The organism is Nostoc sp. 'Peltigera membranacea cyanobiont' 210A (assembly GCF_002246015.1).
Taxonomy (GTDB): Bacteria; Cyanobacteriota; Cyanobacteriia; order Cyanobacteriales; family Nostocaceae; genus Nostoc.
This window is the reverse complement of sequence record NZ_NOLJ01000001.1, coordinates 418,789-440,149: the sequence shown is the minus strand read 5'-3', so window position 1 is coordinate 440,149 and position 21,361 is coordinate 418,789. Positions and strand designations below refer to the sequence as shown.

Annotated in this window: 21 protein-coding genes; 7 read left to right on the top strand and 14 right to left on the bottom strand. The window is 42.2% G+C overall.

What is annotated here, in order from left to right; translation table 11 throughout:
• Positions 1–76 precede the first annotated feature (76 nt).
• The 4 genes from CDG76_RS01885 (at position 77) to CDG76_RS36930 (ending at position 4,554) form a co-directional block, all read left to right on the top strand.
• Positions 77–1,822, top strand: a complete 1,746-nt coding sequence (locus tag CDG76_RS01885; RefSeq protein WP_094347407.1) for a DUF3685 domain-containing protein — start codon at positions 77–79, stop codon at positions 1,820–1,822.
• A 62-nt stretch (positions 1,823–1,884) separates the two neighbouring features.
• On the top strand, positions 1,885–2,622 hold the full coding sequence (locus CDG76_RS01880) for a diacylglycerol/polyprenol kinase family protein (RefSeq protein WP_094347406.1): 738 nt from the start codon (positions 1,885–1,887) through the stop codon (positions 2,620–2,622).
• A 656-nt stretch (positions 2,623–3,278) separates the two neighbouring features.
• Positions 3,279–3,875, top strand: coding sequence for a DUF4360 domain-containing protein (locus tag CDG76_RS01875; RefSeq protein ID WP_190240726.1), 597 nt, complete (start codon positions 3,279–3,281; stop codon positions 3,873–3,875).
• 424 nt (positions 3,876–4,299) lie between these two features.
• Positions 4,300–4,554, top strand: a complete 255-nt coding sequence (locus CDG76_RS36930; protein ID WP_094347404.1) for a hypothetical protein — start codon at positions 4,300–4,302, stop codon at positions 4,552–4,554.
• 275 nt (positions 4,555–4,829) lie between these two features.
• Here CDG76_RS36930 and CDG76_RS01865 read toward each other — a convergent pair whose 3' ends face one another.
• From CDG76_RS01865 to pilM, 11 genes are all read right to left on the bottom strand, one after another.
• The gene (locus CDG76_RS01865; protein WP_094347403.1) at positions 4,830–6,281 is read right to left on the bottom strand and encodes a dihydrolipoyl dehydrogenase family protein; all 1,452 of its coding nucleotides are present in this window, start codon (positions 6,279–6,281) and stop codon (positions 4,830–4,832) included.
• A 135-nt stretch (positions 6,282–6,416) separates the two neighbouring features.
• Positions 6,417–7,475, bottom strand: a complete 1,059-nt coding sequence (cobD, locus tag CDG76_RS01860) for a threonine-phosphate decarboxylase CobD (protein ID WP_094347402.1) — start codon at positions 7,473–7,475, stop codon at positions 6,417–6,419.
• Between the two features lie 26 nt (positions 7,476–7,501).
• Positions 7,502–7,786: an HU family DNA-binding protein gene (locus CDG76_RS01855; protein WP_010998076.1), complete on the bottom strand. Its 285-nt coding sequence runs from the start codon at positions 7,784–7,786 to the stop codon at positions 7,502–7,504.
• 1,027 nt (positions 7,787–8,813) lie between these two features.
• Complete coding sequence (locus CDG76_RS01845; protein ID WP_094347400.1) at positions 8,814–9,455, bottom strand: Uma2 family endonuclease; 642 nt, start codon at positions 9,453–9,455, stop codon at positions 8,814–8,816.
• 238 nt (positions 9,456–9,693) lie between these two features.
• On the bottom strand, positions 9,694–10,269 hold the full coding sequence (locus CDG76_RS01840) for a Uma2 family endonuclease (RefSeq protein ID WP_094347399.1): 576 nt from the start codon (positions 10,267–10,269) through the stop codon (positions 9,694–9,696).
• A 142-nt stretch (positions 10,270–10,411) separates the two neighbouring features.
• Complete coding sequence (locus CDG76_RS01835) at positions 10,412–10,756, bottom strand: type II toxin-antitoxin system VapC family toxin (RefSeq protein WP_317616113.1); 345 nt, start codon at positions 10,754–10,756, stop codon at positions 10,412–10,414.
• Between the two features lie 60 nt (positions 10,757–10,816).
• Positions 10,817–11,059, bottom strand: a complete 243-nt coding sequence (locus tag CDG76_RS01830) for a DUF2281 domain-containing protein (RefSeq protein WP_094347397.1) — start codon at positions 11,057–11,059, stop codon at positions 10,817–10,819.
• Between the two features lie 163 nt (positions 11,060–11,222).
• Entirely contained in the window at positions 11,223–13,400 is a 2,178-nt protein-coding gene (locus CDG76_RS01825) for a type IV pilus secretin family protein (protein WP_094347396.1), read from the bottom strand.
• Positions 13,401–13,676: 276 nt separating this feature from the next.
• On the bottom strand, positions 13,677–14,444 hold the full coding sequence (locus CDG76_RS01820; RefSeq protein ID WP_094347395.1) for a pilus assembly protein PilO: 768 nt from the start codon (positions 14,442–14,444) through the stop codon (positions 13,677–13,679).
• On the bottom strand, positions 14,441–15,217 hold the full coding sequence (locus CDG76_RS01815) for a PilN domain-containing protein (protein ID WP_094347394.1): 777 nt from the start codon (positions 15,215–15,217) through the stop codon (positions 14,441–14,443). Before CDG76_RS01815 ends, CDG76_RS01820 begins: the two co-directional genes overlap by 4 nt.
• Before the next feature lie 4 nt (positions 15,218–15,221).
• Positions 15,222–16,328 (bottom strand): type IV pilus assembly protein PilM, encoded by a 1,107-nt coding sequence (gene pilM / locus CDG76_RS01810; protein ID WP_094347393.1) that lies wholly within the window; start codon positions 16,326–16,328, stop codon positions 15,222–15,224.
• A 152-nt stretch (positions 16,329–16,480) separates the two neighbouring features.
• Between pilM and CDG76_RS01805 the strand changes: the two genes are divergently transcribed.
• A complete protein-coding gene (locus tag CDG76_RS01805; RefSeq protein ID WP_094347392.1) occupies positions 16,481–17,779 on the top strand; it encodes an ABC transporter substrate-binding protein in 1,299 nt (432 codons plus the stop codon).
• Positions 17,780–17,808: 29 nt separating this feature from the next.
• On the opposite strand, the gene CDG76_RS01800 is transcribed toward CDG76_RS01805, so the two are convergent.
• From CDG76_RS01800 to CDG76_RS01790, 3 genes are all read right to left on the bottom strand, one after another.
• Entirely contained in the window at positions 17,809–19,128 is a 1,320-nt protein-coding gene (locus CDG76_RS01800) for a bifunctional folylpolyglutamate synthase/dihydrofolate synthase (RefSeq protein ID WP_094347910.1), read from the bottom strand.
• Between the two features lie 99 nt (positions 19,129–19,227).
• Positions 19,228–19,353, bottom strand: a complete 126-nt coding sequence (locus tag CDG76_RS01795; RefSeq protein ID WP_069072075.1) for a photosystem II protein Y — start codon at positions 19,351–19,353, stop codon at positions 19,228–19,230.
• A 192-nt stretch (positions 19,354–19,545) separates the two neighbouring features.
• Positions 19,546–20,073, bottom strand: a complete 528-nt coding sequence (locus tag CDG76_RS01790) for a gamma carbonic anhydrase family protein (RefSeq protein WP_094347391.1) — start codon at positions 20,071–20,073, stop codon at positions 19,546–19,548.
• Positions 20,074–20,316: 243 nt separating this feature from the next.
• On the opposite strand from CDG76_RS01790, the gene CDG76_RS01780 reads away from it, so the two are divergent.
• Positions 20,317–20,826: a TIGR02652 family protein gene (locus CDG76_RS01780; RefSeq protein WP_442937507.1), complete on the top strand. Its 510-nt coding sequence runs from the start codon at positions 20,317–20,319 to the stop codon at positions 20,824–20,826.
• 78 nt (positions 20,827–20,904) lie between these two features.
• Positions 20,905–21,348: a VOC family protein gene (locus tag CDG76_RS01775; protein WP_094347389.1), complete on the top strand. Its 444-nt coding sequence runs from the start codon at positions 20,905–20,907 to the stop codon at positions 21,346–21,348.
• Positions 21,349–21,361 lie beyond the last annotated feature (13 nt).

Sequence of the window (21,361 nt, the reverse complement as noted above, 5' to 3'; positions counted from 1 at the left end):
AATGGGGAAGACAAAGTTTTGTATAAAAGTTGTTTTCTGATTGGTAAAAAACAGTGCCGATCTAATTGAGTGGATTATGAGCGATCGCCCTTTAAAATTATTGTTAATCGACCAAGACCCGATTTTTCGTCTAGGATTACGGGTAGCTTTAGAAGCGATTCCTAACTTAGAAGCGATCGCAGTTGTAGAAACTGAGACCGTTGCCTTGCAGATTTTAGCAGAAATTGCTGAAAAAGACCCTAACCAAGTAAATTTGGTAGTTTTAGAATTCGGTAATGGTCGCTCTACCACCAGTCAACAGCTAGGTTTACAATTCTGTCGGCAACTCAGAGGCTTATATCCCAACCTACCAATCCTGCTCCTCAGTTCTATTCAAGAACAAGGACTGCTATTAGCTGCGAAATCTGTTGGTGTAAATGGCTACTGCCCCAAAGGTACACCACTTCCTGAGTTAGTCGCCGCCATGCAAGAAGTTGCAGATGGTGGTTCCTATTGGTTCCAGGACAGAGAAGCAATAATAACTCCTAATTCCTCACTCCTAACTCCTAACTCCTCACTCCCCTTCTCTAAACTGCGAAATAATTTACGTTTGTCAGGAATTGCTAACATTGATGCTACCCTAGCCGTAGTAACAGCACAATTACAAGTTCCCGGACTACCAGTACTAGATCGAGCAATTCTAGCTGGACAGCGGCGAGAACTGCTAGCGGCTCGTTGGTTGCTAAATCGGTTGTTGTTTTTACCACAAGAAAGGCAAGAGGAACAGATTCCGCTTGCTGATGAGCCGCCTGTGACTCCTTCATTAAGCATTCAACAAAGACAAACCCTATCACCTTTACTTAGTCCGGGAACCCTACAATCTGCCTTGTTTACATCTTGCGTTACTAAGCTTCAATTTCCTTTAATAAATGTCACGGATATACCTTTAGAAATTGATATCTTTCGTGAAGATAAAAAACGTGAATTGCTTTATCTAATCCTACAAAAATTGTCCGAGCAGTTAGATGAATTGCGTGCTTCTCAAATAGAGATAGATCAATTACATGAGCTAAAAAATACCTTAATACGTGATTTATGGCAAATAGCGATTATAGACTTTTTTGGAAAGTTTTCTCGGATAAAAGTAGCTAATCGAAACATAGAAATTGTTAAGTTATTGCTAGGAAATACAGAGGTTGTACAAAGAGAGATTCTTCAAAAAATCCCGCTATTTTGTGAGTTGTATTCTTATCTCTTATTTCAAACAGAATTGAACATTGATAATAGCTCATATCCAGTAGTTAGCGCTGAAGCCAAGTCCCAAGCATTGATGCTTTTAGAGAACTTATTGATTCAGGTAGCGAATGGAGTAGTTCAACCACTGTTAAATTATTTAGCAGATGTAGAAGAGATTAAGCAAAACTTTTATGGACGCCAATTGATTTCTACAAGAGAAATTGAACGGTTTAGAAATGATTTGTCGTGGAAATATAGATTAAAAAATTATATAAATGAGCCAAAAGCCGTTTTTGAAAGTCGCTATGAGCTATTTGTAATTGCACCTCGTGGCATTGCCAATACTTCAGTTTATGCTCCTCGAAATCAGGAATTAGTAAAATTTTCTAATATTCCTTTAATAGTGACATTGCTTCTAGAATTTAGTGATGCGATCGCACCGCGTTTAAAATCACTATTAGCTGTTTTCGGTAGCGGTATAGTTTTTATCCTTACCCAAATAGTTGGTCGAGGTTTAGGTTTAATCGGTCGTGGTATTCTTCAAGGTATTGGTAGCGTTTCGTCAGTAGAAAAGAACTTTAGACGAAATAGCGATCGACCTAAGTGAAGGAGCAGGGAGGATAAAGGAGACAAGAGGGACAAAGGAAATAACTTAATGACAAATAACAAATGACAAATAATTTTATCGGGCTAGCAATTTCTTATGTTTACGCTATCAGTCTGCTTGTGATTGGCGAGGGACTACGTAGGCTATTTGGTGTAAAGCCGGATTTGACCCGCAAGGTAATCCATATTGGTGCAGGGATGTGGGCTTTCGGAGTCCTGCTACTGTTTAAGAATTGGGAAATCGGAATTATACCTTTTGCTACCTTTATCGGACTCAATTACCTGTTTTACCGCTACCGAATCATCGGCGCAATGGATACCCAAGATAGCTCACCTGGTACGGTTTATTTCGCTATCTCAGTGACATTGCTGTTCGGGCTATTGTGGCGACCAGATGGGCCAGTAGATAGCGTTGCGATCGCTGTAGCTGGGATAATGGCAATGACCTGGGGTGACGCACTAGCAGCATTAATCGGTAAACGTTTTGGGCAACATAAATATCAAGTGGGAAGTTCTATACGTTCCTGGGAAGGTTCAGCAGCAATGTTTATAGCAAGTACAGTAGTAATTTTCTTGGTGCTATTACTGCTACCTGGTTCGTCGCTGAGTCCCCTAGCAACGCCTTTAAGTTTAGGTTGGGCCTTTTTGACGGCAGTAGTAACTGCTACTTTCGCAACTCTAGCAGAGGCAGTCTCGCCCCACGGCACAGATAACCTCAGCGTACCTCTAACAGCGGCGGGAGTAGTTTGGATTTTTATGCAAGTTTTTAAGGCACTCCCAATTACTTCGTTCCCAGTCTAAGACTAGAATTTCAGCCACTCATAATATAGATTCTCAATAAAAACAGCTATTTCACTGCGATGTCTGCGGCGGTCTATGACGCTCGACGGCTCAATAACGCTGTGCTATCGGTATCGCACTATTAAATTGGTGATTTATACCCCTAATTTTTAGCACCTAACTTTGGAGTACTGCTCCTTCATACTACTTCCATACTACTATTTTGAAGTTCGCAGTGTTCGGAAACACAACATGTCTGTGATCAAGAACACATATTTTTTAATTGAGACAACTATATGATCTTGCCCACATGGACATACAGCAAGAATACATTTTGCAACTTGATGTCCATCTTCTTTCTGTTAACTCCAGCTATACACAGTTATGCTTCATTTTCTGATTGAGCAGAAATTGTCAAAGCATATCTGAAAGGATTTCCCACAATTGAAGAAGGCAGAAGCCTGTAAGTATCAATCGAAACTTTAGTTGTGGGTGATTGCCCACTACTAGAAAAAAATTGTGTCGAGATATGTAACACCAGACACAAAGCATCCTTGCTTCAATCTCATGTTTTTAAGCGTGGGATTAAAGCAAAAATGCCTTCATACCTCGTACCTTCTGGCTTCTAAATGCATTTTTCATCAAAAAACAACTCTAGCAACATAGGTACAATCAATATGAACTTTAAACAATTTGGTGTATTACTGTCTATATCTACAATTCTTGGACTCAACGTGATTGCGACCAAGGCTTTGGCTGAAGAGCCTAGTATTACTTTTGGAGATGCAATTGGGTCTGGTGGATGTATTGTTGACGATCAGCTTCCTGGAGAGGATGGTAGAAGCTTATCGATCGTCTTGGATAACTTTAGTGCATTCAGTGGTGACCGTAAAAGGTGTATTTTACGCGTTCAAACTTTTATTCCAAGTGGTTTCATCGTCCAAAATGTACAAGTACTGTACCAAGGAAATACTGATATTGATAGCAAGAGTAAAGGTACCAGCTTAAGCAGAACTTATAGCTTTAGTGGTGGTGCTCTTGGGCAAGCCGTAGCTCGCCCTCAAACTACCAAGTTTCTAGCGACTAAGGCATTTGCGGAGCAAGATGAGATTACTGTTCTAGCTGCTTCAGGTTTATGTAGTGGTGGTGGGCAAGGACAATTAGGTATTAATATCGTTGCACAATCCTCATCAGGAAGTTCTATTTTCGTTGATACAGCCGATATCAATGCTGGGGATGTGATACTTTCTTTTGACCTAAAGCGTTGCGACTAGTTGCTTTTATCGATTCTGCTGATAGATGGTGATACACCGCACTAAATTCCAACTTTAGTGGTCTTCAATGAGTGGGAGATTTAGACACACCACTCATTGAATCTACTGAAGGTATTCTTCTTTGAAGATTACAAATATTCTGTTAATGGAGAATAAGATGATGTTGAGATTAAGTGATGCACGTAATTTTTTCATATTAATGTGCTTGTTTTTTTTCTCTTGTTATGATGCCAATTCATCTAGCGCTGCTGCTCCAATAAACAGCCAGCTACGATTTTCGGTTAATAGGGGATGTAATATAAGTTTCGATCCGAAAATAAGTCAATTTACACTTCGCTCTCCTATAACTGTAAAGGCACAATCGCCAAGGGCTAGATGTATCATTAGAATTGATACCTCTAATACTCAAAAGCAATTTAGGCTCGTGCCTTTAGCTGTAAAAGGTGTAGTCAAGAAAGCACCAGCACAAGTAGCTATCACATCATTTTTACTTGGCGATAAACCAACTCCATATCAAATAAGATATGGAAATGCCATAAATTTTGATTTGACCAAGCAAATACTTCCAACTAACTATACAAGTACAGGAAAAAGTGTTTTAGGTATTAATTTAGTATTAACAACAACCGGAGGAGAATTAGAGTTGACAGATTTAAAATTTGCAATTCAACAAAAATAATCAACTCAATTTTGAGGGATGCTCCCCAATTCTGATGACGTTGCGTTTGCAATCAAGGTGCTGTCAATATTGGCAAAGGTAGCGAGAACTACAAAGTCAGTATCCTTGTGGAAGTTAGTAATGATATAGGACTCATATCTGATTTTTGAACGAGATTTTAGATAAAACCCTGATAAAACGGGCTTTTCAGTCTCAAGATGTTTTCAGAAATCAAATCGGAGTCCTATATCAGTACCTTGTTTAAGTTCTTATAGTGACAACTCCGTGCGTAAGTGCTAATTCCAATTGCGGCGGAAATGGAAGAAGCCTTCTAAAAACTCTTGCAAAGGAATGTTGGTATTTAACTTTTGCTTACTCCACTCTCTTGCAGTTCGTTCCAGAATTTCTGAGAAACTGGGATAGGCAGGAGATAAATTTGCTAGATGTTTGACTTTAATTTTTTGTGATATTGCCAAGGCAATCAAATTAATTAATTCTCCAGCTTCTGCCCCCAATATCGAAGCTCCCAAAATTTCCCCATTGCGTAGCACAATTAATTTACACATACCAGTGGTTTCATCCCGAAGTTGGGCTGCTGCCACTGTTTTAAAATATTGTCGCAAAACTAAAATTTTATCTCGACTAAATAGGCGTTTTGCCTGTGTCTCTGTCAAACCCACTTGCGCCAGCATCGGCACAGAAAACATCGCCCAAGGAATTGAGGAATAATTTACTCGTAATCTAGGGAAAAATAGTGCATTGTTCAGGGCAATTTTTGCTTCATAATTAGCGACATTGGCAAAGTCGTAACCACCGATTACATCACCACAAGCATAAATGCGGTGGTTAGTGGTTTGCAGTTTATCATTTACCACTAAACTACGCCGATGCCATTTCACACCTACTGCTGCCAGATTTAGAGATTCAAGATTCGGCTGTTGTCCAGTCGCCACTAGAATTTCATCAGTTTCAATGGCCTTATCTCCTGCTTGAATCCACTTTTTATTTTCAATTAGCCTCACCTGAGTTACTGGTTTTTCGGTGAGGACGCGCACACCTTCTACTTCTAACTGCGCCTGAAGCAATATGGCTATCTCAGAGTCTAGATATGGAAGAACATAAGGATGCTTGACTACCAGCGTCACACTGCAACCAAACCTTGCTAAAGTTTGAGCAATTTCAATGCTTTGGGGAATTCCACCGATAATTACCCAATTTTTGGGTAATGTCGTTCCCTGGAAAGATTGCCAAATATTAGAAAGGGTTAGATAGCCAGTGGTTTGTAATCCTTCAATCTCAGGAATTTCTGGACGCGAACCACTAGCAAGCAAATAAGTACGGGCGCGTAGTAGGCGATTGTTAACGGCAAAAGCCAATTGGGGTGAAGATTGAAATTGACCACTGCCAACGATGATATCGACTCCCTGCGCCGCTAGGATGCCTGGGGAATGCTGTTCTTGGAGATTTGAGGCGACGCATTGAGCATACAGCATCGCTTCTTGCCATGCCATATATATATGGCATTCTTCTGAGGTATCAGTGTGTGTGGCATGAATACCAAAACCAGCCACATCCTTCAACTTCTGCGCTAGTTTACCAATTTCGGTAAGAGTATGGTGATGAGTAAACCCATAGTCTACTTTGGGTTGTACCAGGGCAACTGTAGCACGTAGTTGGGTTGCAGCAAGTGCAGCATAGTATCCAGCAAGACTGCCGCCAATAATTACAACATCGTAGTCAACGGTCACGTGAATTTAGATTAGAGTTAGGAGTTAAGAGTTAGGAGTTAGGAATTAGGAGTTAAGAGTTAGGAGTTAGGAATTAGGAGTTAAGAATTAAAACCCTTTTTTAACTTATAACTCCTAACTTATAACTTATAACTCCTAACTCTCTTTTAGCGCTGTTAGTAAGCGTTGGTTATCAGACTCTTCACGTACAGCAACCCGGAAAAAGCGATCGCCTAGTTCTTTAAAACTAAGGCAATCGCGGATTAAAATCTGGTGATACTTGAGTAATTGTTGCTGTAACTGGGAAGTAGATTCTTGAGACTCAACCAGTAAAAAGTTAGCAGCACTTGCTTGGGGTTGCAATCCTGGGATTTCAGTTAAACCCTGAAACAGTTGGTTTCGTGCAGGTGGTAGCCATGCCCAGGTTTGTTGCTGAAACTCCGTATCTTGGAGTGCTGCAATTGCCGCCGCTGCCGCTAGTGTGTTTACAGGCCAAGGATCTCGCCATAGCTGCCATTTAGCTAGGCAGTCAGGATGTGCGATCGCATATCCTAATCGCAGTCCTGGGAGACTGTAAAATTTGGTCAGCGATCGCAATACTACTAAATTCGGATATTCCTGCACCACCGGAATCAGGCTTTGTTCCTCATTGGGCGGCACAAAATCCATAAATGCTTCATCCACCACAACCAAAGCAAATTGCTCCAGATAGGGCAAAATAGACTCCCGTGTAAATAGTTTTCCGGTTGGGTTGTGCGGATTATTCAGCAATAGTCCTTTGTCCTTTGTCCTCTGTCCTTTGTCAAGGAATAATGACCAATGATCAGTGACCAATGACAAAGGACACTCCAGCACATTAGCGTTGTACGCTGCCAAGGTTCGGTAGTAGTCGCCAAAGGCTGGAGTGATTAAAATTGTCGCGGCTAATTGAGCTAATTCCCTACCGATTAAAGTGAGTAATTCTGCGGAGCCGTTACCCGGCAGAATCCACTCAGACGGCACTTGATGGAAGTGACTGAGAGCTAGTCTCAGTTCACTATAATTTGGGTCTGGATAGTGCTTAAGATTACCAATTTGGGACTTAATAGCAGCGATCGCGCTGTTTGGAGGCCCCAACGGGCTGATGCTAGCAGAAAAATCCAGAATAGCATCAGGGGGACAGCCAGCCAGTGCTGCTGCCCAGGCTAAATTTCCCCCGTGTGCAGGTTGCCGCATTAAAAAAGGGTTCCCGAAGACAGAACCTATGCTTTTGGGGGTGCTACCTTTTCTCTAAACAGTTTTCCTGCGGAGAAAGCAGGAACCCTCGTCGCTGGAATTTCCATTTTTTCATTTGTTTTCGGGTTGCGACCTTCACGGGCTTTACGTTCCCGTGATTCAAATGAGCCAAATCCCACCAATGTCACCTTATCACCAGAGGAAACCGCTTCAATAATCGTTTCCAAAGCCGCAGTTAAGACTGCATCCGCTTGTTTCTTGGTAACACTAGCCTTTTCAGCTACGGCATCAACTAATTCACCTTTGTTCATGTCAAACTCCTGAAGGTTTACTTGAGATTCTTTACGGATGCAAAATAATACATCTGTATTGAAATCTTTGTTCGCAGAAATACAAAAATCATCCTTTGGGAGTATTTTTACTCAAAACGGCTGTACATCCCATCGGCTCGACTTTTCAATGAATCATTCTAAGGTGTTGTAGCCTGATGTGGATAGATGAAACCATTAATTTATATAGATTTCAGGATTTTTTGTAATTTTAGAGTACTTGTTCCACTAAAAACCACCCCAAAAGTAGGAAAAAATACCTAGTAAATCCCGCAATTGCCAAGAAAACAGGGAGTGGGGAGGTGGGAGATGGTCAATGTTTGTTGGCATTCATTACCAATGTTGAAGAGTTATTGCTGAGATTAAGCAATTTTTATGGAAATTGAAGGCTCAGATTCCCGATTTCTCTAAAAAGTCGGAGATTTTACTCACTTTTCATCTGATGTGGAAAATTCAATGCAAAATTTAACCCCATAGCAAGCTTCTTTAGTAGGGAAGGGGTAAAAATTAAAGCTTCTCCGCTACAAGGCTATCCATTAATCACATCTTTCTTAACATTTATGGTGGCGATGCCTACGGCGGTAAACTACGCTGCGACAACTTCTCCTCTGCAAGACGTTACGCGTAACTTGCTTCCACCTAGTATTAACGTGAGTTCGATGAACCTCTCCCTCCCAGCCTCCCTCTCCGAAACGGAAAGGGAGGAGCAACGAAAAATTCAGCTTTTTGCTCTCCTCTCCGACACGGAGAGGGGTTGGGGGAGAGGTCAAATAAGACTTGTCGAACTCACGTAGTATTAGGGACTTCCAATTAAAAAAATAATCAATCGCTGTGTAGGCAGGGGAGCAGGGNGGGGAAAAAGAAAAATATCATCTAAATAAATTGGGTAATTTATTCTCTGGAAGTCCCTTATGACGAACGCAGGCACTCAACAAACCCTTGTAAGAATAAATGCTGAAAGCCCCTGAGTATGTGGCTGTTGAATATCCGCGCCTTCATACCGAGTGAGTCAATCCCTAGCAGAAATTTTTTGTTGCACCCAAGCCCGAAAAGCACGGGTAGTAGCAATTTCCCCATTCTTTTTAGCTTCTTGAATAAACCGAGGAATCTCCTTCACCGACACAGACACAAAAGTAGGGCTGGTTTGAACTTCTGAATATTGTCCACCTGCAAGCGTGTAAACTCTCAACACACTGCCGTTACAACGCCAAAATTCGGGGACTCCCATTGCAGCATAAAGCCTCAGCTTGTCTATTGCAGACCTGGAATATTCGACTTCCAGCACCAGATCAGGGGGCGGGTCGGTGGTGAGGTCAATATTTTCTTTATCTCGAACTAACGCTTCATTTTGAATGTAGTAGCTACTATCTGGCTCGGCTCCTTTCTCTAAATCATCTCGCGTTAAAGTTAATGAACCAGCGCGTCTAATTTCCCAGCCCAACTCTTGGCACAGGACAACAACAAAACCTTCAATTACACGGTTTGAGTTCTCCTGTGGCATTTGTGGGGTCATAATTTCTATCGTTCCATTGTCATAAGCAAATCGGGAATTACGCTCTGAACCCATTTCAGCCAGCATGGTTTTAAATGTCTGCCAGCTGATGTTTTGGAGTAAAACCCGATTTTCTGCGGATGTTGTTATTGCCACCATAGTTAACTTCTCCGCAACAAACTTTTTCGAGTACTGTACCCCTTAATATTACTGTTAAGGCTGAACGTAAGAAAGCGATATGATCGAAACGACTACTAGGGGTAATAGATTATGACTCAAGCCATACCAAAACTAGTAACCTTTGAAGATTTTGCAAGCTGAAGGTCTGCCAACTTAGCCACAACCCCACTTGCTGTTTTATAAGTATGTGATAAATAAAGTCTATAGACCGAACCTTTTACCAAATTCGTTGTATATCAAGTACAAAACCAAGTAAAACATTTTCCCCAGAAATAGTTTGAGGATATTTTAAAACTTCCACGTCTTGTCCTGGACGATAAATTTCTACTTCCTGTTTTTTTCGGTTGATCAACCAACCTAGACGACAACCATTTTCGATATACTCTTGCATCTTCTTCTGAGTTTTTTTCAAGCTGTCATTAGGTGAAAGTATCTCGATAACAAAATCAGGACATAAAGGAATAAATTTTTCTTTTTGTTCTTTAGTCAAAGCATCCCAACGAGATTTTTCCACCCATGAAACATCTGGAGAACGGTCAGCCCCTGAAGGTAAAGTAAATCCAGTTGATGAATCAAAAACTTCACCCAATTGATTTTGGTCGTTCCAGAACCATATTTGAGCGTTAATAGTAGAATTACTTTTTCCTGTTTCTCCTCCCGTAGGTGGCATTATAATTAACTCTCCTTCGGCATTGCGTTCTAATTTTAAATCGGGGTTCTCTTCACACAATTGATAAAATTGCTCTCTTGTCAGTTTAATTACAGAATTGAGGTTTAATGTAAGTGCTGTCATAAGAGTATTTCCCGTTTTTGTTAGCTGACTGGCTACAAACCTTGAGTTAAAGTTTTTTAATGATAATTATAAATCACAAAGACACGATAAATGGTCGTATTCATATTACATCTAGATTATTTCTCACATTTATTATAGTAATTCAATCAAAAATAAAAACTACATTAATACTAGTTACTCGATGCATGGGCTTTGTTCTTTTCTCGGTTGTGACTAATTCTTCTGCACCAACTGACAACGCCGCAGCTACATGAAGCACGTCCATAGCTGCTAAACCATACTGAGAAGCAATTTGGTAAGCCTCCTGAACAATATGAGCCAAATCACTCGCCCAGTAGGTAACATCACTAAAAAACTCTTCATAGAATTGAGCTTCTTCGGTTTGCTTGTTAAAAACCGCTTTTGGACTTACCTCCAATTTGACAAACTCACTACAAGCAAATTCCCGTTGGGAATCTCCTAATATTTCAAGGGCTTTATCGGCAATTCTACCAACACCATCTGTTGCGCTGATTAATACCCCTGAATCAATATAAGTTAGTTATTTTCATTCTTCTCTACCCTGTAGCCCACCTCTGCGGCTGGCGAGTTCTTTTTCGATTTCATCTTCATCTAATAAATGTTTACCAGAAGCAACAATCCTAGTGCGAATTTGCTGCAAACGTTCTCCCAATGAGACTTTATTTGCAGAGTTTTTCAAACCAAGAAATTCAACAAAATCTAAAACTTCCTCTTGTTTTTCTTGTGGAAGAGAACGCCACTTTGTTAATAACTCTTGTTCTGAACTCATTAGTATTTACCCACTACTGCTACTTCTATTGTGATTGGGTATTTTTATTGTAGAATGACATTTAAACTTAAACCTACTCGTAAAAAAGAAGATCCCCAACTTCTTTAAGAAGTTGGGGATCTGAGCCTTTAGCAGAGGTGATTCACCTACTAATTATCTTTAATTACCTGCCAGGACTCTTCAACCCACGACGCTCAAGGATTTGCCGCACTTCAGGGCTAGGGGCATAGTTATAGCCGTAGGAGGAGTTCTCAGAGTCGTCCATAATCTGAGGTGTAAGCAACACAATTACCTCTTGACGCTGGTTCTGTCGGTTTGTACTTCTAAATAGCGAACCAATCAGTGGGAGATCGCCTAAGATAGGAATTTTGGAGACAGCTGTCCGATCTTGGTCTTGTATTATACCACTCAGAATCAGTGTTTGACCATCCCGTAAGCGAATTAAGCCAGAAGTAAGAGAGCGCTCAGACACTAAAACAATTTGTCCATTTCCTGTATCTTGTGAGGCGGAAGGAGCGCTGACAGTAGGAGCAACCGATAGAGAAACGAACCCATTATCGTCAATCCGCTCAATTTTTACACTCAAGGTTAAGCCAACTTTTTGTTTCTCAATTGTTCTTTCTGTCCTAGAACCACCAGAAGTATCCGTTGTTTCCAGGGTTATATTTCCCACTACTTCTTGAGTCAGATTCACCAGAGCCTGTTGACCTTCTTGCACAATTAGGGTTGGGTCGGTCAAAATCTTGGCATTGCCATTTGTAACCTGAGCCTTCAAACTAGCGAGAAGACTTTTAGTAAACCTATATGGTGATGTAATAGTGCTAGCAACATTATTGATGATCGGTGTACTAGTCAAGCTATTTCTTGATTCATCACTAGTAGCTGGTCTAGCACCGCCAAAATTCAGAGAGGCGACACCACCATCATTGCTAAAGTAGTTATTACCAACCCCAAAAGAAAAGCTAGTGTTGTAGTCCTGAATATTCGAGAGGTTGACATCAATAATCTTGACGTTGACTACCACCTGACGACGGCGGATATCAAGCTGAGTTAGTTGAGCCATCGCAATCTCAATGAGTCTAGGAGGGCCAATTAAGGTCAGGGAATTGGTGCGCTCGTCTCCTAATGCCTGTAAACCTCTTAGTAATGGACTAGAGTCTTGAAAACTAGCGCGCTGGGTTTCTAGTCTGGTTTCCGTGGTCGTCTGAGTTTGGGTGATGGGAGCAGCCGTATTACCCACGGCTACGGCACTAACACTGGTAACTTGTCGTTCGCGGCTGACGGCACTTTCTGCTCCTAAGCCAACCAAAAAATTTAGTGCGGTTCCCACCGTTACCTGATTGAGTCGCATACTACGCATAACCATATCACGGGTCGCATTAGGTAGTTTGGCTCCGACAAAAACTGTACGACCACTACGGTTAGCTTCTAAACCACTCAGGCGCAAAACGTAGTTAAATACATCTTGCACTGGCTCATTTTCTATATCTAAAGAAATAGTTTGAGAAACTGCTGGTGAATTAGCACCGCCACCTGCCTGACCTCCACCACCTTGCTCACCTCCGACGTAAGCTAAGTTCAAACCAGCAGCACGGGCAAGCAATGATAAAACCTCACGTACTGGGGCATCTCGCAGTACTAGACGAGGTACACGTTCCTGAGTTGCTAAGTCAACGGTGCTAGGAGAAGCATCGGTAGCGGAAATAGCAATATCTCCCACTGGTGGGGCGACGGCTCGAGGTAAGAATGGTGGAGCCTGACTCAGAGGTTGACCTGGCCCAGCGGCTTGTGCAGGTTGTCCGTCAATAGTTACTTCCGGGTTAGGAACGAGAACACCTGGATTTTGACCAGGTTGGGCTGGAGTAGTAACGGGTGGTGCTGTGGATATTGGGGCTGTTGGGGCTGTTGGCGTTGGCGCTGATGCTGTAGTGCCTGTTGAAGGGCTAAAGCTGAGTGTAATTCCATTTGGCGATCGCATCACAGGTTGACTGCCAGGTGCATCGTTGCTCCCAGTTACCGTTACCCGAACACTATTAGCATCAAGCTGACTAACCTCAACAGATGCAATTCCTGGTGCTGGGTTATCTTGACGAAAACTATTACCTTGTGGTAATCGTAATTGAGTGTTGATAAGATCAGCGACTAAAGCCTTGCCTCTTTTCGTAGTGAAAACTTGGGGGCGTGACCCAGAAGAAGTTTTCAAAGCAACGCTAATTCCACCATTAACTGGATTTAACTGGACATTAGTAACTTGACTAATTTGTGCCCAAACTGGTTGAGCCGCCAAAAATACAAAAGCGGCAGTACCTAAAATAAAACTATTACCGTGAAGCTGTTTCACAGTTCATTCCTCACCTTATAAAACCCTGTTTACATACAATTTTGATTAGGCGGTTAGAAACCGCACGCCAATTGCTTATGGGGAAACCCCATTGGCGCTAGCCTCTTCCTGTGGGAGAAGACCGCGCTTTGACTACACGAGACTTTACCCACCTACCCTGCAAAAACGCCAACGGCGAACGTGAGTTTCAAAACCCTCAATTATTTCCTTAGTCTGCGGGAAGGTTTGTCTACGCTTGTGTAGCCGCGAATTCTATTCGTCCTAGCTCTAATGTGACTACTTTTTCGGGGCAGCTGTAGCAGCAGCTGCGGCTATTTCTTCTGGACTAAGTGGCATCAATACCTGTAACTGGAATGATGTATTAATCGCTGCTGGGCCTACCTGCATCGGCGTTTTATCTAATGGGGATCTTGTCTCTGCTGGAGCCAAAGTTGCTTGATAATCTTTAACTATTAACAAAGGCTGTAACCGCTCAATGTTACGAATTATCGATTGTGTTTGTTCATAAGTTGCTGTAATCTCAGCGCTGATAGTACTGCGTTGCAGCTTGCCGTTAACCCCTATTCCTAGACTTCCATCGGTAATCGGTTCTGGTTTTTGGGAAATTGGCACATATTTCTTCAGTTTGGCTCTTACTGCATTAATAGAAGTTGCAGTATTACCAGACTCAATTAAGCGGTTCAAATCCAACAGTAATGTATCTAAGGTTTTTTCGTTAGCAAATAAACTTAAAACCTGAACTTTTTGCTGCTTTGCCTGTGCTAGTTCGTCTTTAACTTTGTCAATCTGTTTGATATTGGCTTTTTTTTGCTCAATTTGCGCTTGCAGTTCAGTGCTTTTGGCTTGCTGCTGCTGATAGCTTTCCCAAGCTGGCATCAGCAGGTTTAACAATATATAACCTGCTCCTGCTAAACCAATTACCCCCACTAAGATCCCAATAATTTTTGGTGTGAAGGCAATACCAAATACCACACGTGGGGCTGGCCCTGCCTGATCGAATTCCCCACCATGTTCGGCAAAATTTAAATCATCACTCAGCGTCATTTTGAAATGACTCCTGTTTGTTGCATATTACGAATTCGAGTTACTAACCCCACTGTGCCTTTTTTTTCTAACTCTCGAATTAATTCCGACGCTGGAACGTCGTTCATGCTCGATTGAATAGTGTATTTAACTACTTGAGGTGGTTTAATAATTACATCAGTAGAAGATTGACTCGCACTTGCTGTTAAGGGAGCCTCTACTAACGTTGCTGTGAGAATTCTGGTTTCTGTGGGCTTTAAAAACTGAGACTGTTGTAAACTCAATAAGAAATCATTGACATCATTAAAGGAACGAGCCAATCCGTTAATTTCTAATCCCCCGGCGGGATTATTTGGTGGCTGACCTGCCGCTACCGCAATGGGTGGGATTTGCTTGATGTTCTCGATTTGCACTGCGCTTGGGATGCGATCGCGCAAATCTTGCAGCATTGCTGACCAAGGACGAATCTGGTCAAATACAGTTACTAAAGCTTGGGTTTCCCCTTTAATTGCGTTTGTCTCGGCTTTGATTTTGTTAATATTTCCTATTTCTGTATCTAACCTCTTGCTTTCTTGGTCTAGTTGTGCAATCTGACCATCTAATTCAACAATCTTCCCTTGCAGCAACCACCAACTAACTCCTAATAAAGCCGGAAGACCTATACCTACTGCAACTCCCACATACAGTAGTGTCAAATCCCCCGTAGGAAATTTTAGAGATATTCCTCCCTTTCTCTCTGGCTTTTTCTGGAATGCTGGGCGGTCTTTAAGAAAGTTAACATCTAGGCTGTACATTTTGTTACACCTCCCGCATTCCTAGACCAAGTACAATCGCCAAGCCAGAGCGTTGTACCTGTGGATATTTATCAGTGTCAACTTCCAAAGATAAAGACCCGATTGGATCTATTTGGGTAGTTGGCAAACTCAATCGTTGGGTAAAAAATTCGTCTAGCTGTTGAAGTCCACCTCCTGGCCCAGCTAATAAAATCTGCGCTACCTCCAAATTTTCACTTTGATTCAGGTAAAAATCGATGGAACGGCGCAGTTCATCCGTTAGTTCTCCCAAGACTCTCAATATGGCAGCCATGCCAGGATCGAGTTCGGTAACGCCAGTTTTACCGCCGTCTATGGGAGTTGCAGGAATAACCATTCCGTGTAACAGTTCCATATCTCGTGATGTAGGTAAGCTCATTGCCCTTGCTAAGGCAGTTTGCATTTGATAAGTCCCGATTGGGACTGTGCGCGAAAATTGCGGCACTCCGTTAACGATGATGGCTATTTCTGTACTGTCGAACTCGATATCAACTAGTACTGCTGCTTCTTGCGGGCCAAATTGTCGCAGTTGTTCGCGAATAGTCCGAATTAGAGCAAAACTGTTAATTTCTAAAACATCAATGTGTAATCCTGCCTGCTCGAAGGTACTTATATAGGTATCCGTGATCTCCTTACGGGTGGCAACTAGGAGGACGTGTACTTTTTCAATGCCATCTTCATCTACAAAATACCCAAGTTTCTGATAATCTACATCAGCCTCTTCACGAGGATAAGGTAAATACAAACCTGCTTCATGGTTCAGCACCATTTCCCGCAGTTCTTTATCATCTAACTCTGCTGGCACTGGTATAATCCGAACGATAGAATCTCGTCCTGGTACACCAGTAGCAACATGAGAAGTTTTGATTTTGCTTTCAGCTAGCGCCTGCTGGATTAATTGCGCCATTGCTGGAGGGTCGCTGATTTGACCATCGATAACTATCCCTTCTGGAACTGCTACCGATGTATAGATTTCTAGTTTCAAGCCTTGACCCTGCTTGCGTAGCTGAACAACATTCACCCGTTCGGGAGCAAGTTCAATGCCTACCCCTTTCTTCGATTTGCCAAACAGACTATTGAAGCTTTTTACCACAGTTGTGCCCGCTGGACTGCTAAATTGAAAATTTAAATTTGTTGCAGTAAAGGCGTTATATATTACGTCTTTACGGGTAATTTATTTAACCTATAGTCTCAACAATTCTGTCTAAGCTTTTCACACTGATCAAGCGTAAAAATACTGGGAAAATGATTCAATTACGAAAATTTAAACAACTTGTTGCTTTGGTACTGCTTGGCTTATTAACCAGTTGGATTGTAAGTTGCAGCACAGGTAATGTTAATACAAGTACAAAACAAGCTACTTCAGGAGTGGGAACTGTTGAGTTTTGGACAATGCAACTCCAACCTCAATTTACCGACTACTTCAAAAGCCTAATTGCGAATTTTGAATCGCAAAATCCAGGTATAAAGATTAACTGGGTTGATGTACCTTGGGCAGCAATGGAGAACAAAATATTAACAGCTGTCTCCGCAAAAACGCCACCTGATGTAGTCAACTTAAATCCGGGTTTTGCTTCCCAACTTGCCGGACGAAATGCCTGGTTAGATTTAGATGCGAAAGTCCCAAATGATGTACGTTCCTCCTATCTGCCGAATATCTGGAAAGCAAGCACGCTTAATGGTAAGAGTTTTGGGATTCCCTGGTATCTCACCACACGGTTAACCATTTATAACACTGATTTATTAAAACAGGCAGGTATCAATAAAGTCCCTGCAACCTACGCAGAATTGGCACAAGCCGCGCAACAAATTAAAGACAAGACGGGTAAATATGCCTTTTTTGTGACTTTCGTACCGCAAGATTCTGGTGAAGTGCTGGAATCTTTCGTGCAAATGGGAGTCACCTTAATAGATGCTGAGGGTAAAGCAGCGTTTAATTCAGCACCAGGGAAAGCCGCGTTTCAGTATTGGGTAGACTTGTATAAAAAAGGGTTGCTTCCTAAAGAGGCTTTAACCCAAGGACATCGCCACGCGATCGATTTATACCAATCTGGAGAGACTGCGTTTCTAGCTTCTGGACCAGAGTTTCTGAAAACGATCGCTAATAATGCCCCAAAAATTGCTCAAGCTTCAGAAATAGCACCTCAACTCACTGGTGACACAGGTAAGAAAAATGTTGCGGTGATGAACATAGTTATTCCCCGCGATAGCAAACAACCAGATGGCGCTGTGAAGTTTGCTTTATTTGTCACCAATGACGAAAATCAGTTAGCCTTTGCTAAAGCTGCAAATGTCCTACCTTCTACAATCAAAGCATTGTCTGATACTTACTTTAAAGATATTCCAGCTAATGCTTCAACAATAGAAAAAGCACGAGTTATGAGTGCTCAAGAACTGCCAAAGGCAGAAATATTAACCCCTACCTTGAAGGATTTTAATAAACTGCAAAAGGCAGTTTATGAGAACTTGCAAGCAGCAATGTTAGGGGAGAAAACTGTAGATAAAGCTGTAGAAGATGCGGCGCAAGAGTGGAATCAGAGGTAAATTTGTAATTCGTAATTCGTAATTCGTAATTATGATTTACGAATTATATTGGTGGTTGCTAAAAAATCGCCGACTAAATAAAAGGAACCACACAAAACGATTAAATCTTCTGTGGTAGCGGTTGAGGTTGCGGCTGCTAGTGCTGTGAATAAATCTGGATGGATTTGGCGATCGCTTAATTGGGGGCAGAGGCTGTAAGCTAGGTTTGATAAGTAGTCTAGATTAGCGGAAGTTCTACCGGCCCAAGGTTCTACTGGTATTGGTACTAAATAAAGGCGATCGCCTGGTCGCAGTAATGCAGTAAAAATATCAGTATGATCCTTATCGGCAAACATTCCCATAACCCAATTTATGGGTTTGGGGTTAACTGCGTCTAAGCTATCAACATACTGGCGGAGAACTTGGGCGGCGGCGGTATTATGAGCGCCATCAAGTAATAATTTATGGTTTTCCCAAGTAGTCCATTGCATTCGCCCCGGCCATTTAGTTTTGGCCATGCCGTTAATTATGGCTTTTTCTGAAATCTGCCAACCCTGTTGTTGGAGAATTTCTAAAGCAGCTATTGCCAAAGCTGAATTAGTTAACTGAATTTGTCCCACTAAGGGCAAAGGGTATTTAATTAATTTTGAATTTTGAATTTTGAATTTTGAATTTTGAATTGTTTCATACTCTGCCCATCCTGTAGCGATTTCACGGGCAGGTTGAGGTGTAAAAATTGGGCATTGTAATTCTAAGGCACGCGATCGCACCACTTTCTCTGCCTCTGGTGGTAATGGCCCAACCACAACGGGACATCCAGGTTTGAGAATACCTGCTTTTTCTCTAGCAATATCAGCGACGGTAGGGCCAAGTTGCTGCCAGTGTTCGCGGCTAATAGAAGTAATGAGCGTAACCAAAGGTTCCAAGCAGACATTGGTAGCATCTAAGCGCCCTCCTAGCCCAACTTCTACCACAGCCACATCAACTTGTTGCTGGGCAAAATATAACCAAGCTGCTGCTGTAATTACTTCAAACTGAGTTGCCGATTCGTCATCAGGGCGAATAACCGCTTGGACTTTTTCTAATAATTGACTCAATTCCTCTGAGGAAATTGGCTGTTCATTCAGACAAATACGTTCCGTCCAATCAACTAAATGGGGGGAAGTGTAGCGTCCTGTACGATAACCAGCCTCAGTGAGTACCGAGGAAAGATAGGCACAGACTGAACCTTTGCCATTAGTGCCAGCAACATGAATTACCGGGACTTGGTGATGGGGATTTCCAAGATTTGCCAATAGATTGACAATGCGATCGAGTCCCAGATGGACACCAAAGCGTTGCAGGGGTTGTATTACAGAATCGATATTCAAGGAATGGGAGTGGGGAGTGGAGACAAGAGGACAAGGGGACAAGGGACAAGGTGAATAATCAATGCCCAATGCCCCGTGCCCCATACCCGATTAATGAATTTAAGCTTCTCTATCCAAAAAGCCTTGAATTTGTCTTAAAGCCGCAGCGCCAATATTAAACACTGCCCAGCTAGCGGCAATGGCAACTGGTGCTAAAACGATCGCTATACGGTAATCGATATCCATATCTAGAATCCCTCTCTTATGTAGAAATTAAAGTTTTGTCAACTGCTCTCATTTTTATTTTTAGCTGAAGTGGGCAATTTTTCCAAATACAAATGTAAAGAATGTTTAAATTATGGGGTATTGAGGATTGGAATTGGGCATTAATTATTTCTTCCTTGCTCCCCTGCTCCCCTGCTCCCTTGTCCCTACTCTCTAAGCCTTGCTAAAGCCAATATCAGTACCCTTACCAGCATGAACTAAAGCTAACTTTTGGTAACGTTTAGCGTGTTCAATCAGTTCTGCGGCTTCAACATCTGTTACTTGGCGTAACACTTTACCTGGAATACCGACAACTAGAGATAAAGGCGGTACATTTTTAGTTACTACTGCGCCAGCACCAATAATGCTACCAGCGCCCACTCGTACTCCATCTAAAATCACTGCGCCAATGCCAATCAAACTTCCACGCTCAATGTAAGCAGAATGTACTACAGCGCGATGCCCTACGGTAACATGATCTTCTAAGATTGTTGGAAAACCAGCATCACCATGTAAAATTGCACCATCCTGAATATTTGTGCATTCGCCAATTTCAATCCGTTCTACATCTCCCCTCACCACTGCGCCATACCAAATGCTCACTCCTGTTGCTATATTTACTGAACCCATAACAACAGCATTGCCAGCAATAAAGGCAGCTTGAGAAAAATCAGGAGATGTCCAGTAAGAAGCGGTAGACACGATAGAATATGAATATGGTACCCAGGAACACTTGGAGAAACTCCAACCTTTGAGGCTGGTTGCACAACCAGGATATCACAGCGTCAAGCCTCTACGCTGAGGAAAACACTAGTGAACAATGTTCCTGCCGCAACACCGTGTCTATGCAGCAGCGAGCAAGTAACCCAAAGTGGTTGAGCCGAAGTGTATAATCCAACCCACTAGTGCTGGTGAAGACAAAATTATGTTTGTACGCACTTCATGATGAATCCAGGTTTGCAGTACCCGATGTTTGGGCCGGAAATACAGTGTCCCCATTGTCGCCAGACTATTCCGGCGTTGACACTCACAGATACCTATTTGTGTCCGCGTCATGGCGCGTTTGAAGCTAATCCTAAAAATGGAGAATTAATCCATTTGCAATCGGGGCGTCATTGGCGGAGGTGGAATAATGAATGGTATAGACAACATACTCATCCTGATGGTATTCGCTTTGAAATTCACGAAGCATTAGATAAGCTCTATACCCAAGGCTTTCGAGCAACACGAGTAATTATTGCTCGACGCTATCAGGAATTGATGAGTGGCTACTTAGAACGCAGCACGCCTTGGCGTTCTGGACAACCAGAAGCTACTGCGGCGCGTTTGTACGGTTTACCCGTGGAGTTTAGCCCCGATACTTCAGAAGATGACTGTTGGGAAGTGATTAATTTTGACTTGGAAAAAGAGCCTGGTGTCCCTGTACGCTACCCTTATTTCAGGTTGTTTGAGTAATGGTCATTAGTCATTAGTCATTTGTCATTAGTGAATAACAAAGGACAAATGACTAAGGACTAAGGACTAAGGACTAATATGCACCACGCCTCTATTCGGACTGCGAATATTCATCGAGCGATCGCTTTCTACGAACTTTTAGGGTTTACAATCTCAGAACGCTTTACCACAGGCTACACCTTAGCTTGCTGGATGGAAGGATTGGGCGGCAGAATTGAACTGATCCAAATTCCCGAACCAAAACCAGCCCCAGATGCTTTTGCTGACGAACATTATGTGGGATATTATCATCTCTCGTTCGATTTAACTGAGATTACACCAGATTTACCTAGCTGGTTGACAAGTTTACAAGAACGTGTATCGCTAGCTGCTGAGAGTCAACCCGAAGGATTAGAACCGTTGAAGGTGCTTTTAGAACCGACACAACAGCAAATAGGCGATCGCATTTACGAAGTGGCTTTCATCGCCGATACTGATGGTTTACCTCTGGAATTCATTCGGATTTTAGCAAAACTCCCGTAATTTAGCTTTTTTA